This is a genomic window from Paraburkholderia heleia NBRC 101817, from assembly GCF_000739775.1.
Classification (GTDB): Bacteria; Pseudomonadota; Gammaproteobacteria; order Burkholderiales; family Burkholderiaceae; genus Paraburkholderia; species Paraburkholderia heleia.
Genome location: NZ_BBJH01000042.1, coordinates 1 through 13,962, shown reverse-complemented (window position 1 = coordinate 13,962; position 13,962 = coordinate 1). Strand labels below are relative to the sequence as shown.

11 protein-coding genes are annotated in these 13,962 nt (G+C 66.4%); 4 read left to right on the top strand and 7 right to left on the bottom strand.

What is annotated here, in order from left to right; genetic code table 11:
* Nucleotides 1–8 precede the first annotated feature (8 nt).
* The gene (gene ptsP, locus BHE01S_RS29020; protein WP_042270042.1) at nt 9–2,612 is read left to right on the top strand and encodes a phosphoenolpyruvate--protein phosphotransferase; all 2,604 of its coding nucleotides are present in this window, start codon (nt 9–11) and stop codon (nt 2,610–2,612) included.
* Nucleotides 2,613–2,732: 120 nt separating this feature from the next.
* Entirely contained in the window at nt 2,733–4,523 is a 1,791-nt protein-coding gene (nagE, locus tag BHE01S_RS29015; protein WP_042270040.1) for an N-acetylglucosamine-specific PTS transporter subunit IIBC, read from the top strand.
* 83 nt (nt 4,524–4,606) lie between these two features.
* On the opposite strand, the gene cydB is transcribed toward nagE, so the two are convergent.
* The 4 genes from cydB to rpoH all read right to left on the bottom strand — a co-directional run bounded on the left by cydB (nt 4,607) and on the right by rpoH (nt 8,773).
* A complete protein-coding gene (gene cydB / locus BHE01S_RS29010) occupies nt 4,607–5,743 on the bottom strand; it encodes a cytochrome d ubiquinol oxidase subunit II (RefSeq protein WP_042270038.1) in 1,137 nt (378 codons plus the stop codon).
* Nucleotides 5,744–5,780: 37 nt separating this feature from the next.
* On the bottom strand, nt 5,781–7,367 hold the full coding sequence (locus BHE01S_RS29005) for a cytochrome ubiquinol oxidase subunit I (RefSeq protein WP_042270036.1): 1,587 nt from the start codon (nt 7,365–7,367) through the stop codon (nt 5,781–5,783).
* Nucleotides 7,354–7,650, bottom strand: a complete 297-nt coding sequence (cydP, locus tag BHE01S_RS29000; RefSeq protein WP_042270034.1) for a cytochrome oxidase putative small subunit CydP — start codon at nt 7,648–7,650, stop codon at nt 7,354–7,356. Before cydP ends, BHE01S_RS29005 begins: the two co-directional genes overlap by 14 nt.
* A 187-nt stretch (nt 7,651–7,837) precedes the next feature.
* Complete coding sequence (gene rpoH, locus BHE01S_RS28995; RefSeq protein ID WP_042270032.1) at nt 7,838–8,773, bottom strand: RNA polymerase sigma factor RpoH; 936 nt, start codon at nt 8,771–8,773, stop codon at nt 7,838–7,840.
* 578 nt (nt 8,774–9,351) lie between these two features.
* Here rpoH and BHE01S_RS28990 point away from each other — a divergent pair.
* Nucleotides 9,352–9,735 (top strand): nuclear transport factor 2 family protein, encoded by a 384-nt coding sequence (locus tag BHE01S_RS28990; RefSeq protein ID WP_042270104.1) that lies wholly within the window; start codon nt 9,352–9,354, stop codon nt 9,733–9,735.
* Between the two features lie 177 nt (nt 9,736–9,912).
* Here BHE01S_RS28990 and leuA read toward each other — a convergent pair whose 3' ends face one another.
* The 3 genes from leuA to ybiB form a co-directional block, all read right to left on the bottom strand.
* Nucleotides 9,913–11,559 carry a 2-isopropylmalate synthase gene (gene leuA, locus BHE01S_RS28985; protein WP_042270030.1) on the bottom strand — a complete coding sequence of 549 codons (1,647 nt, stop codon included), beginning with the start codon at nt 11,557–11,559 and terminating at the stop codon, nt 9,913–9,915.
* On the bottom strand, nt 11,549–11,752 hold the full coding sequence (locus BHE01S_RS28980; protein WP_042270028.1) for a hypothetical protein: 204 nt from the start codon (nt 11,750–11,752) through the stop codon (nt 11,549–11,551). The genes leuA and BHE01S_RS28980 overlap by 11 nt, the downstream gene beginning before the upstream one ends.
* A gap of 389 nt (nt 11,753–12,141) precedes the next feature.
* Nucleotides 12,142–13,104 carry a DNA-binding protein YbiB gene (ybiB, locus tag BHE01S_RS28975; protein ID WP_042270102.1) on the bottom strand — a complete coding sequence of 321 codons (963 nt, stop codon included), beginning with the start codon at nt 13,102–13,104 and terminating at the stop codon, nt 12,142–12,144.
* Between the two features lie 292 nt (nt 13,105–13,396).
* Between ybiB and BHE01S_RS28970 the strand changes: the two genes are divergently transcribed.
* Nucleotides 13,397–13,962, top strand: a 566-nt coding sequence (locus tag BHE01S_RS28970) for a fumarylacetoacetate hydrolase family protein (protein WP_042270026.1), incomplete at its 3' end; no start/stop codon positions are given.

Genomic DNA, 13,962 nt, shown 5'->3' with positions numbered 1-13,962 from the left:
GAAAGCGAATGGAACGCATCGAGGAGTCTCGCCTGATGGATCCGCATACTCGCGTCGAGGGGCAAATCGTATTGGCCTCTCCGCTCACCGGGCCGGTCGTGCCGCTCGCGTCGGTGCCCGATCCGGTGTTCTCGGAAGGGTTGTTCGGCGACGGGATCGGCGTCGATCCGCTCGTCGGCCGTGTCGTCGCGCCGTGCGACGGCATCGTCGTGCATCTCGCGCGCACGGGCCACGCGGTCACGCTGCAATCGGCAGAAGGCGCACAGGTGCTCGTTCACGTCGGCATCGACACCGTCGAGCTGAACGGCAAGGGCTTCACGCCAAAGGTCACGCAGGGCGCGCAGGTGCGTCTCGGCGACACGTTGATCGAGTTCGATCTCGACGTGGTGGCGTGCAATGCGCCGAGCCTCGTTTCGGTCGTCGCAATCGCCAATTCGGATGCATTCGAAGTGATCGGGCGCGCGGGCGCGGGGCACGTCGAAGCGGGCAAGTCCGCACTGCTCGTGCTGCGCGTGCGTGACGGTGCTCAGGTCGCGCCCGCCCACGAATTGATCGCAAACGAAGTGCGCCGCAGCATCACGCTCACGCATGCGGGCGGCCTCCATGCGCGGCCGGCGGCACGGGCCCGCGAAGCGGTGCGCGGCATCGATGCGCGCGTCGAGGTCCGCTTTGGCGAACGCAAGTCCGCGATCGAGAGCGTCGTCGGCCTGCTCGGCCTCGGCGCGGGCGAGGGCGCGACCATCGAGCTCGTCGGCATCGGCCTCGAGGCGCAGCGCGCCGTGGACGCCGTAGCGAACGAACTTTTGCGCGACGCGCCCGGTGAGGGCGGCGCGGCAAGTGAATTGCCGGCGCGGCAGCAGTCGCCCGCACCCGTGATGCAGGAAGCCGCGGTCGACGTGGCGTCGTCCGCCGAGCCGGGCGTACTCGCGGGCGTGTGCGCGGCGCCGGGCGTCGCGGTGGGCAAGCTGGTGCGCTGGGACGAAGCCGAACTCACGCCGCCCGAACTCGCGAGCGGCACGTCGGCCGCGGAAAGCCGTCTGCTCGACAAGGCGATCGCGGCTGTCGACGCCGAGCTGAATCAGAGCGTGCGTACGGCTTCGCAGCGCGGCGCGATCGGCGAGGCGGGCATTTTCACGATGCACCGCGTGCTGCTCGAAGACCCGACGCTCGTCGACGCCGCGCGCGACGCGATCAGCCTCGGCAAGAGCGCGGGCTACGCGTGGCGCGAGGCGATCCGCGCACAGGCCGCGGTGCTCGGCCAAGTGGACGATGCGCTGCTCGCGGAGCGCGCCGCCGACCTGCGCGACCTCGAAAAGCGCGTGCTGCGCGCGCTCGGTCCGTCGAACTCGGCCGCGCGCACGCTGCCCGAAGAAGCCGTGCTCGCCGCCGACGAATTCACGCCGTCCGATCTCGCCTCGCTCGACCGCAAGCGCGTGATGGCGCTCGTGATGGCGCGCGGCGGCGCGACCTCGCACGCCGCGATCATCGCGCGCCAGGCCGGCATTCCAGCGCTCGTCGCGCTCGGCGACGCGCTTCATGCGGTGCCCGAGGGCACCGAAGTCGTCGTCGATGCGGGTGCAGGCCGCTTTGCGTACACGCCGAGCGCGCTCGACATCGAGCGTGCGCGCAGCGAGAAGCAGCGCCTCGCCGGCGTGCGCGAAGCGAACCGGCGCACATCGCACGAGGCCGCAGCCACGCGCGACGGCCACGCGGTGGAAGTCGCCGCCAACATCGCGACGCTGGAAGACGCCAACACGGCGGTGGAAAACGGCGCGGACGCCGTGGGCCTGCTGCGCACGGAGCTGCTTTTCATCCATCGCCAGGCCGCGCCGACGGTGGAGGAACATCTTCAGAGCTACCAGGCCATCACGGATGCACTTGCGGGCCGCACGGCGATCATCCGCACGCTCGACGTGGGCGCGGACAAGGAAGTCGACTATCTCACGCTGCCGCCGGAGCCGAATCCGGCGCTGGGTCTGCGCGGCATCCGCCTCGCGCAGGTGCGGCCCGATCTGCTGGACGACCAGTTGCGCGGACTCGTCGCCGTGAAGCCGGCGGGCAAGGTGCGCATCCTGCTGCCGATGGTGACCGACGTGGGCGAGCTCGTGCGTTTGCGCGAGCGCATCGATGCATTCGCACGCGAAGCGGGCCGCACTCAGCCGATCGAGGTGGGCGTGATGATCGAGGTGCCCTCCGCAGCCCTGCTCGCGGACCAGCTCGCGCGTCACGCCGATTTCCTCTCGATCGGCACCAACGACCTCACGCAGTACACGCTCGCGATGGACCGTTGCCGGCCTGACCTCGCGGCGCAAGCCGACGGTCTGCACCCGGCCGTGCTGCGTCTCGTGGCGGCGGCGGTCGAGGGCGCGAACAAGCACGGCAAGTGGGTCGGCGTGTGCGGCGCGCTGGCGGGCGATCCGCTCGCGGTGCCGTTGCTCGTCGGCCTCGGCGTGACGGAGCTTTCCGTCGATCCGGTTTCGGTGCCGTCGATCAAGGCGCGCGTGCGCAAGCTCGACTACAACGACTGTCGCCAGCGTGCGCAGAACGCGCTCGCGCTCGAATCGGCGCAAGCCGTGCGTGCGGCGAGCCGCGAGAGCTGGCCGCTCGATTAATGGTTTCTGTTTCACCCACCTCAAGCAATCCCTGGAAACACGCCGGCGCGCGCAGCGATCGCGCGCCGGCTTCTCTCACCCACGCACGTCAAGCAAGAGATAGAGACTGGAGGCAGTTCAATGGATGGCAATCCGTTTCTCAAGATACAAAGCCTCGGCCGCGCGCTGATGCTTCCCATCGCAGTGCTGCCGGTCGCCGGCATCCTGCTTCGCTTCGGCCAGGCCGACATGCTCAACATCAAGATCATCGCCGATGCGGGCGGCGCGATCTTCGATAACCTGCCGTTGCTGTTTGCGATCGGCATTGCAGTGGGCTTCGCGAAAGATAACAACGGCGTGGCCGGCCTCGCGGGCGCGCTGGGCTATCTGGTCCAGACCGCCGTGATGAAGGACATCAACGACAAGCTCAACATGGGCGTGCTGTCGGGTGTGGTGGCCGGTGTCGTCGCGGGCATGCTGTACAACCGCTTCAAGGACATCAAGCTGCCCGAGTTCCTCGCGTTCTTCGGCGGCAAACGCTTCGTGCCGATCGTCACGGGGCTCACGTGTCTGGCGCTCGGCATCGTGTTCGGCTACGTGTGGGGGCCGGTGCAGGGCGTGATCGACACCGCCGGCCACTGGCTCACCACGGCGGGCGCGATCGGCACTTTCGTGTACGGCTTGCTCAACCGGCTTCTGCTTGTCACGGGCCTGCACCACATCCTCAACTCGCTCGTGTGGTTCGTGTTCGGCTCGTTCACGCCGGCAGCCGGCGGCGCGGCCGTCACGGGCGACCTGCACCGCTTCTTCGCGGGCGACCCCACGGCGGGCAGCTTCATGGCCGGCTTCTTCCCGGTGATGATGTTCGGCCTGCCGGCAGCGTGCCTCGCGATGCTGCACGAAGCACCGAAGGACAAGCGCGCGATGGTCGGCGGCCTGCTGTTTTCGATGGCGCTCACCTCGTTCCTCACGGGCGTGACGGAGCCGATCGAGTTCACCTTCATGTTCCTCGCTCCGGTGCTCTACGCGATCCACGCGGTGCTCACGGGGCTGTCGCTGGCGATCTGCTCGCTGCTCGACATCAAGCTCGGCTTCACCTTCTCGGCGGGCGCGATCGACTACGTGCTGAACTACGGGCTTTCCACGCATGGCTGGTATGCCATTCCGCTCGGCGCGGTCTATGCGGTCGTGTACTACGGGCTGTTCCGGTTCTTCATCCGCCGCTTCAATCTGCCTACACCGGGCCGTGAAGCCTCGGCGGGCGATACGGCAATCGCCTCGTCGATGTCGGGCGTGGCGGTCGCGGCTGGCGGCTCGGCAACGGCATCGCTCTCGCGTGCGGCGCGCTACATCGATGCGCTGGGCGGCGCGGGCAACCTCAAGGTGGTCGATGCCTGCACGACGCGTCTGCGTCTCACGGTGGCCGATCCGACGCATGTTTCGGAGCCGGCATTGAAGGCAATCGGCGCACGCGGCGTGCTCAAGCGCGGCGGCGAAAGCGTGCAGGTCGTCATCGGGCCGGAAGCGGACATCATCGCCGATGAGATTCGCGGCGAGATCGCACGCGGCGGTGCCGCGGCGGGCAAGGCGGCTCCCGCGGCGCAGCCAGCGGGTCAGGCCACTCAGGCCACTCAGGCCACTCAGGCCACTCAGGCCACTCAGGCCACTCAGGCGAAGGCGGATCTCGCACAGGGCCCGCTCGATCCGACTCCGTCGCGCTGGCTGGCGGTGTTCGGCGGCGTCGCCAACATCGTCTCGCTCGACGCGGTGGCGGCCACGCGCCTGCGCGTGATCGTGCGCGACCCGGCGGCCGTGGATCGCGAGAAGCTCGGCGCGCTCGACGTGGTGTGGACTTCGGCGGATACGCTGCACATCGTGGTCGGCGCCGCCGCGCCGCGTTATGCACGTGAACTGGCGCTTCAGCCGGCGTAATCGATTGGCTGTAAGTCAATAAAAGACGCCGCGGCACATGCCGCGGCGTCTTTGTTTCCGGCGCCTGCGAATTGCTGCGACGCTCAGTACAACGTATGGTGGTTGTCCCGTATCGCGTCGGCGGTGATCTTGCCGCGCATGACGCGATAGACCCATGCCGTGTAGCCGAGCACGATCGGCAGGAAAATGACGACGGCCACCAGCATGATCTCGAGCGTCATCTTGCTCGAGGTCGCGTCCCAGACCGTGAGGCTCGAACGGGGATCGAGCGACGAGGGCATGATGAACGGGAACATCGAAAAGCCGGCAGTCAGAATCACGCCGACGATCTGCAGCGCCGTGCCCAGGAACGCGAGCCGCTCGAAGCGCGAGCCCGCGAGTGCGAACGCGAGCACGCCGCCGAGCACGCCCACGGCAGGCGCGAGCGCCATCCACGGATAGAGCCCGTAGTTCGCGAGCCAGAGCCCGGGCCCCGATTCGACGCTTTTCAGGAGCGGGTTGGCCACCGTGTCGAGCGGCGCGGGCGACGTGATCGTATAGCCGCCGATGAGCGTCGCCACGAGCGCGCCCGCTATGAGGAACAACACGATCGTGAGCGCCGAGAAGAGGCGCAGCGCCTTCGAGGCGCGCATGGCGACGACGCCATCGCTTTTCATCTTCAGGAACGCCGCGCCGTGCGCGGTGAGCATGCAAAGACTCACGAGCCCGCAGACCAGTGCGAATGGATTGAGGAGTGCGAAGAAGCTGCCGTGGTACGTCACACGCAGGTCCGTGTCGTAGGCGAACGGCACGCCCTGGAGCAGATTGCCGAACGCTACGCCGAACACGAGCGCGGGCACGAAGCCACCGATGAAGAGGCCGCAGTCCCAGCCCTGGCGCCATCTCACGTCCACGCGTTTGCCGCGATAGTCGAAGCCCACGGGCCGGAAAAACAGCGAGAAGAGCACGAGCAGCATGGCGAAGTAGAAGCCCGAGAACGACGCCGCATAGGCGAGCGGCCAGGCGGCGAACATCGCGCCGCCCGCGGTGATGAACCAGACCTGGTTGCCTTCCCACGTCGCCCCCACCGTATTGATGACGATGCGGCGTTCCTCGTCGGTCTTGCCGACAAAGGGCAGGAGCACGGCCGCGCCCATGTCGAAGCCGTCGGTGACGGCAAAGCCGATCAGCAGCACGCCGATCAGCACCCACCAGATCAGCTTGAGCGTTGCGTAGTCCATGGCATATTTCCTCGCGTCTTTCGTTGTCTGGCCGCGATCACGAAACCTTGCCGCCGGTCGCAAGCGCGGCCGTCTGCTCATGGAAGTAGCGGCCGGTATGCAGCGACGAAGGCCCGAGGCGCGCGTACTTGAACATCAGCGTGATTTCGATGATGAAGAGCAGCGTGTAGAAGATCACGAAGCCCGCGATGCTCAGCATCACGTCGCCGGGTGCGAGGCTCGAAGCCGAAAGCCGCGTGGGCAGCACTTCCGCAATGGTCCACGGCTGGCGGCCCAGTTCCGCGACGACCCAGCCGAACTCGGCGGCGAGCCACGGTAGCGGGATCGCTACCAGCGCCCAGCCCAGGAACCAGCGGCGGTTGTCCTTGAGCAGCGAGCGCTGCGCACAGAACCAGAAGGCGAGCACGAAGGTCACGAGAAAGAGGATGCCGAGACCCACCATCACGCGGAACGACCAGAACACGGCTGCGACGGGTGGGATCGCCGTTCGCGACGCGGCCCGAACCTGCGCGGAAGTCGCGTCGACCACGTTCGGCGTGAACTGCCGCAGGAGCAGGCCGTAGCCGAGATCGGCCTTGTGCGCCTCGAACACGTCGCGCGTTTCGGTGTCGGCGGTGCCTTCCTTCATCTTTTGCAGTGCGGCGTAGGCGAGCATGCCGTTGCGGATGCGCACTTCGGCGCGGCCCATCAGGTCTTTCAGGCCGATCACGGGCGTGTCGATCGAGCGCGTGGCGATGATGCCCATCAGCCACGGAATGCGGATCGCGTAGTCGGTACGCTCCTCCCTCTGGTTCGGCAGGCCGAACAGCGTGAATGGCGCGGGAGCGGGCGCGGTGTCCCATTCGGCCTCGATGGCGGCGAGTTTGACCTGCTGCACCGCGCCGTCGGTATAGCCCGATTCGTCGCCGAGGATCAGGACGCACAGCGTGGACGCAAGGCCGAAGCCCGCGGCGATCGCGTACGAGCGCAACGCGAACTCGACGTCGCGCCGGCGCAGCAGGTACCACGACGAAATGCCGAGCACGAACATCGAGGCCGTCACGTAGCCGGCTGAAACCGTATGCACGAACTTCACCTGCGCGACGGGGTTGAAAATCACCGCGAACAGGCTGGTGAGTTCCATGCGCATGGTTTCATAGTTGAACGACGCGCCCACGGGGTTCTGCATCCAGCCGTTGGCGATGAGAATCCACAGCGCCGAGAGGTTCGAGCCGAGCGCGACGAGAAACGTGGTAAAGAGGTGCGCGCCTTTCGACAGGCGATTCCAGCCGAAAAAGAACAGCCCGACGAAGGTCGATTCGAGGAAGAACGCCGCGAGCCCTTCGACGGCGAGCGGCACGCCGAAAATATCACCCACGTAATGCGAGTAGTACGACCAGTTGGTGCCGAACTGGAACTCCATCGTGAGGCCGGTGGTGACGCCCATCGCGAAGTTGATGGCGAACAGCTTGCCCCAGAACAGCGTCATGTCCTTGTAGATCTCCTTGCCGGTCATCACATAGACGGACTCCATGATGACGAGCATCCACGAGAGGCCGAGCGTGAGGGGCACGAACAGGAAGTGGTAGAGCGCGGTGATGGCGAACTGAAGACGCGAGAGTTCCACCGATTCAATCGTGGGCATGACGGTCTCCTTGTGGCGGCGGCATGGTCTGATGTTGGGGCACGGACGGCTTGGGCGCCGTCGACATGGGCACAGCCAGGATGGCCTGCGCGACGGCGGCCGGCGGCATGTTCATGTCTTGCGCCTGCGGGTGATTGAAGAACGCGTATTTGAGCGCCACCAGGAGGACGAGCTTGACGGCGAGAACGAGGGCAATATCGCGCGCGAAGGTGGGGCCGCGCATCCACTGGAGGATGCGCGCGCGTAGCAACGACGGCTGGCGTTGACCGGATGCCGGGAACATGACGACGGATGCCCATGAACGTGTGACGAGGCTGGACCGCGGCGCGGTCTCTGGCTCACCACCTCGAAATCATCTTAGGGCGGAATCAGCGAGGCCGGTGCGAACGTGCGCAGCTTTCGCGGACACAAAAGAAAAACCCCGTTCGCAGGAACGGGGTTTCCGGTTTGGCGCTCAGTGCCGGCGACGCTTACGTGTAGTCGGCGAGCGCGGTGCGCATCTTCTTCATGGCGCTCGCCTCGATCTGGCGAATGCGCTCGGCCGAAACGCCGAACTCGTCGGCCAGTTCGTGTAGGGTCGAGCCGCCCGAACCGTCGTCGTCCACGTTGAGCCAGCGCGCCTCGATAATGCGGCGGCTGCGTGCGTCGAGCGCTTCCAGCGCGCTCGCAATGCCGTCCGACTGCAGGCGGTCGCGCGAACGTGCGGCGAGCACGGCGCTCGGCTCGCTGTGCGAGTCGGCAAGCCAGGCGATCGGGGCGAACGATTCCTCGCCGTCTTCGGTCTGCCCTTCGAGCGCGATGTCGGCACCCGAGAGGCGCGTTTCCATTTCCACGACCTCTTCGCGCTTCACGTTCAGCTCCTGCGCGAGGCCGTCGATTTCCTCCGGCGTGAACGACTGCAGGCCCTGCTTGTGGCTGCGCAGGTTGAAGAACAGCTTGCGCTGTGCCTTGGTCGTGGCGACCTTCACCATGCGCCAGTTGCGCAGGATGTACTCGTGGATCTCAGCCTTGATCCAGTGCATCGCGTACGACACGAGGCGCACGTTCTGCTCGGGGTCGAAGCGCTTCACGGCCTTCATCAGGCCGATGTTGCCTTCCTGGATCAGGTCGGCATGCGGCAGGCCATAGCCGAGGTAATTACGCGCGATCGACACCACGAGACGCAGGTGCGACAGCACCAGGCGGCGCGCGCCTTCAAGATTGTTCTGCTCGCGAAACTCGGTCGCGAACTGTCGCTCTTCTTGCGGCGTCAGCATCGGGATCCGGTTCACGGCCTGAATGTAGGCGTCGATGTTGCCCAGCTGGCCGGGCAACAGGGAAGCATTCGCGAGCGCCAATGAGCCCCCGGCCTTGGCCGACGACGGGCTCAGCGTACTCGGAAGGGTCATGGTCATTGCGTTGCTCACGTAGCGAACTCCTCAGGAATCTTGCAAAAGTCGGACACCGACTCCACGGTGGATGTTAGCACTCTGAATTCCCGAGTGCTAATACTTGGAGTCTGTAGGGGCTTCAGGGTTCCTTTATCTCTATCGAAATGGTTGTATCGATAGATTACACTAAACGCCGGCCGTCAAGCAGGGCGGGGCCTGGCGTCCGGCACAAGCCCGCACAGGGGGCGAGCCGAAGGAACATTCTAGAACGGGACAGCAGTCCGGCGCGAGGGCGCGGGGAATAAAGGGTGGAATCAACGACGCTTGGAGGGCCGCGGAGCGCCCCGGACCTTGCCGCGAAATCCGACAAATAGACATCGGACAAAGGCGCAAGTGCTGCGCTGCGACATCCGGGCGCGGCCGCAAGGTGTCGTTATCGACACGCGCCGTTTTCGTCCGGCGCGTGGCGTATGCGCCATACATGGAGGCGATGTCTTTGATCGCAAGTATCCTTGCGCCAAAACCTGGTATAAATTTCAGCCAGACGTATGCAGAAAATCTTCGGCGTAGATCCGCGCGTTCAGGCGCGGGCCGACGCGCAAGGGGTTCGAGCGATGGCGGCAAAACTAATCGATGCGATTCGCGGACTTGAGCGCGAGCGCTTTCGCGCGATGGTCGACGGCGACGGCACGTCGCTGGACCAGCTGCTGTCCGATCATGCGACCTTCGTGCATACCAACGGCAAACGCGAGACCAAGCAGCAGTTCATCGAGGCGATCACGGCAGGTCGCCGCCGCTACCGCCAGATCGAGATCCAGTCGCAGGACGTGCTGCATGCGGGCAACGAGGCCTGCGTGGTCTCCGGCCGCGTACTCATCGAGATGGAAGCGAACAACGGTGCGCTGCTCTTTCCGATTGCCTATACGGCGATCCAGACGCAGGAAGGGGGACACTGGCGGCTGCTCGCATGGCAGGCGACGCGTTGCGCGATCGAGTGACGACCGGTAAGTCCACTCGCTGAAGCGCCGCGTGAGCGCTTCAGGCGCACGCCGGCGGCCCGTTTTGCCGCCGGCGCTCAACGATGCTGCCGATTTCCCTGCTGAAACTCACACTGCTTCGCGCACCTCGCGCACCTCGCGCACCTCGCGCACCTCGCGCACCTCGCGCGGCAGGCGTCAGGCCGCCGCGCGCCGATCCACTTGCGGCCAGACCGCGCGATTCACCGCACTGACCACCGCCGCGATGCACGCATGGGCCGCGTCTTCGCCCACGCCCACGCCGTGGCGCAACGGCTGGCCGCCCACGCGCGCGCCGACGAACACGGCCGTGCCGCCCTGCGAGGTGCGTGCGGTCTCGAACGACGCGATTTCGATGCGCTCGCCGGCCATCGACGCGATGGCGCCGGCCACGGCTTGCGCATGCGCTTCGTCGCTGCCCGCGGCAGCCGGCATGGCCACTTCACGGCCTTCCCAGCGCACCCGGCCGGACCCGGCGCTGGCGGCCGGCCCGCGCGTTTCGAAGTACTCACGCGCGAACAGTGCGCAGACGGCATCGCCCGTGATTTCCTCGCCCGACGTATCGGCGACGATCTGCACGGCGTGGCTGAACTCGATCTGCACGCGGCGCGGCGGCGTGAAGCCCATGCCGCGTTCGAGCAGATAGGTGGCGCCACCCTTGCCCGACTGGCTGTTCACGCGGATCACCGCGTCATAGCTGCGGCCGAGGTCGGCGGGATCGATCGGGAGATAGGGCACTTCCCAGACTGCGCTGGGCTGCTGCTGCGCGAAGCCCTTGCGGATCGCATCCTGATGCGAGCCTGAGAATGCCGTGAACACGAGGTCGCCCGCGTACGGATGGCGCGGATGCACGGGGAGCTGGTTGCAGCGCTCGACCACGCGGCGCACGGCGTCGATATCGGAAAAGTCGAGGCCCGGGTCGATGCCCTGGGTGTAGAGGTTCATCGCGAGCGTGACGAGATCGACGTTGCCGGTGCGCTCGCCGTTGCCGAAGAGGCAGCCTTCGATACGGTCCGCGCCAGCGAGCAGCGCCATTTCGGCGGCGGCCACCGCCGTGCCGCGGTCGTTATGCGGGTGCACCGAAAGCACGATGCTGTCGCGGTACGCGAGATTGCGGTCCATCCACTCGATCTGGTCGGCGTAGACGTTGGGCATCGCCGCTTCGACCGTCGCCGGAAGATTCACGATCATCTTGTGATCGCGCGTCGGGCGCCACGTCTGGGCCACCGCGTCGCAGACTTCGCGCGCGAAGGTCAGCTCGGTCATGCTGAACGTTTCGGGCGAATATTGGTACGTCCAGTGTGTTTGCGGGTTTTTGTCGGCATGTTCGCGGATGATGCGCGTGCCTTCGACCGCGAGCGCTTTCACTTCGTCCCTGGACTGGCCGAACACGATCTTGCGGAACGACGGGCAGATCGCGTTGTAGAGGTGGACGATGGCGCGCGGCACGCCTTCGAGCGCCTCGAACGTGCGGGCGATCAATTCTTCGCGCGACTGCACGAGCACCTCGATCGTCACATCGTCGGGAATGCGCTTTTCGTCGATCAGCTTGCGCACGAAATCGAAGTCGGTCTGCGAAGCGGACGGAAAGCCGACTTCGATTTCCTTGAACCCGATAGCGACGAGCATTTCGAAGAATTCGGTCTTCTGCTCGATGCTCATCGGCTCGATCAGCGACTGGTTGCCGTCGCGCAGATCGGTGCTCATCCAGACCGGCGCGCGCTCGACGGTGCGCGTCGGCCATTTGCGGCCGTTCAAACGGATGGCGGGAAAGGGGCGGTACTTCTCGGCGGGATTACGCAACATGACGAGCCTCGTTCTTCATGGTGTCGTTTGCGATGGCGGTCGGCAGCGAGCGGTTGGCGGGCTGGCGACGGAGCACGATGCGCGAAGCTTCACGCGTGCGGGCGGCAACCTCGGACGCGAAGAAGACGGCCACGGTGACGGCGGTAACCGGCGCGGCGAAAGCGGACGTGAACGATGCCCATGCAACGTGCATTTTGACCTCGCGACTCGTCCGAACGGTAAGCGGACGAATGCAGACGACAGGTTGTAGAGATACTGCGGATTTGGGGTACTGCGAAAACAGCTTTGGGAGGACCGCGGTGACCGGAGGGGTGGTCGTTGCGGCGCTACACCAGCTTTAGGCTAGGCGTAGCGATAGGGCCGATAGTCGGCCGAGGGTAATTCGGAGGGTGTTCGGGTAAGAACGCATCTGCCCAATGTAAATCAGGGCGGATGCGCGTGTCAACCGCGAATCGCAGATTGGCCGCGTGAAGACGCGTGGAGGATGGCGGGCGTTGCGTGCCGATGCGGTGGCGGAAGGCACGCGTCGCCCGCCCCGCGCGGCTTTCGGCGGCCTGGGCGCGCGGCTTGTGGTTCGAGGCGTCAGCGCTTCGCGATGCGCCTGATCGTCTCGATCTGGCGCGTGATCGCCTCCGGCACCGGCGCTTCGCCGCGCAACACGGCTTCGATCCAGGCTGCTGTAGTGGGGGCGTCGCGGCCTTCGGGGAGATCGACTTCGGGCGCGCCGGGCGACGAGCGCTCCGGTTCGACCAGCGTTTCGCAGATGCCGTCGTGCAGCCAGTCGACCTGCACCTGGCGGCGGGTGTCGGCGACGGCCTCTCCCTCGGTGCCGCGCGCAAGCAACGCGCCGCCCACTGCCGCTTCCGGATGCGCCGCGAAGAGGGCGCTCAGGCTTTCGCGATACGGCGGGTGCGTGTAGTTCACGAGACGCAGGCCCGGCTCCGCGAACGGCTGCAGCAGCTTCACGAGCGTATGCGTGGAGTTGCGCACGCCCATGCGCCGGCGCATCGAGAGCAGGCGCGCGAGTTTGGGCGCAAGCGTTTCTATCGATGAAAACGCCACGCGGCCCGCTGCCAGTTGCGCCTCGATTTCGGCGTGATCGTGTGCTTCGGGCCGATTCAGCGCCGCGAAGATTTCCGCGCTCGTGACGCGGCCCGGATCGGTGACGACGCCATGCACGAGCGTAGGCACGCCTTCGCGCGCGAGCAGCAGGGCGAGCAGCGGCACGAGATTCGGCTGCTTGCGCGCGCCGTTGTAGCTTGGGATCGACACAGGCCGATAGTCGCCTCGCGGCACCGCGAGCGGCGCGAACGAGGCGTGCGCCGCACAGAGCATGGCGGCCAGTTCATCCGCCGTCTCGCCCTTGAGGCGGTAGGCGAGCAGCACCGCGCCAAGCTCCAGTTCGGGCACGCGGCCGTCGAGCATGGCGGCGTAGAGGGCGTGCGTGTCTGCGGACGAGAGCGAGCGGGCGCCGTGCGGTCCGCGGCCGATCTCCTTGATAAAGCGGGCACACGGGAAGATGTCGGTGGAGTCGGCGGTGGTCATGGGCGAGCGCGGTTCGTTCGGCGGCGTGCGGCGGGCCGCCGTCATACTGGAATGGGGGATGCGGGAAGTATCGCACGAGCACGCCGCACCTTGCCTCGCCTCGTCGGCCGCGCCTGACCGGCCGCGCCTGACCGGCCGTCCTCACCGGCCGTGCCCGTCCAGCCGCCTGAAGGCTCCTCCGCGCACGCCCACCGCTGCGCGTTACACTCGCGATTGTTCCGACGGCGCAAGCCGTGCGATCTACACAGGCCCGCGTGCCTCGCGCACGCCCATCACAAAGACGGAGAACTCCATGACGTACGTATTCGAACCGGCGGTGCTCGCTTCGGTGCCGGTGGCCGGCAGCGACACGCGTTTCCCGGTGCGGCGCATTTACTGTGTTGGCCGCAACTACGAAGCGCATGCGCGCGAGATGGGCCACGATCCGAACCGTGAACCGCCGTTCTTCTTCTCCAAACCCGCCGACGCGGTGCTTTACGTTGCACCCGGCTCGACCGCCGAATTTCCCTATCCCGCGCAGTCGCAGAACGTGCACTTCGAGATGGAACTCGTCGCGGCCATCGGCAAGGGCGGCAGGGACATTCCGGTCGCGGACGCACTCGACCACGTGTATGGCTACGCGCTCGGCCTCGACATGACGCGCCGCGACTTGCAGGGCGAGGCGAAGAAGCTCGGTCGTCCGTGGGATACGGCCAAGGGCTTCGACCATTCGGCGCCCATCGGCCCGATCCATCCGGTTGCGAAGATCGGCCATCTCGAGAAGGGCGACATCTGGCTCGCGGTCAACGGCGAAGAGAAGCAGCGCTCGGACATCTCGCAGATGATCTGGCCGGTAGCCGACACGATCGCGTTCCTTTC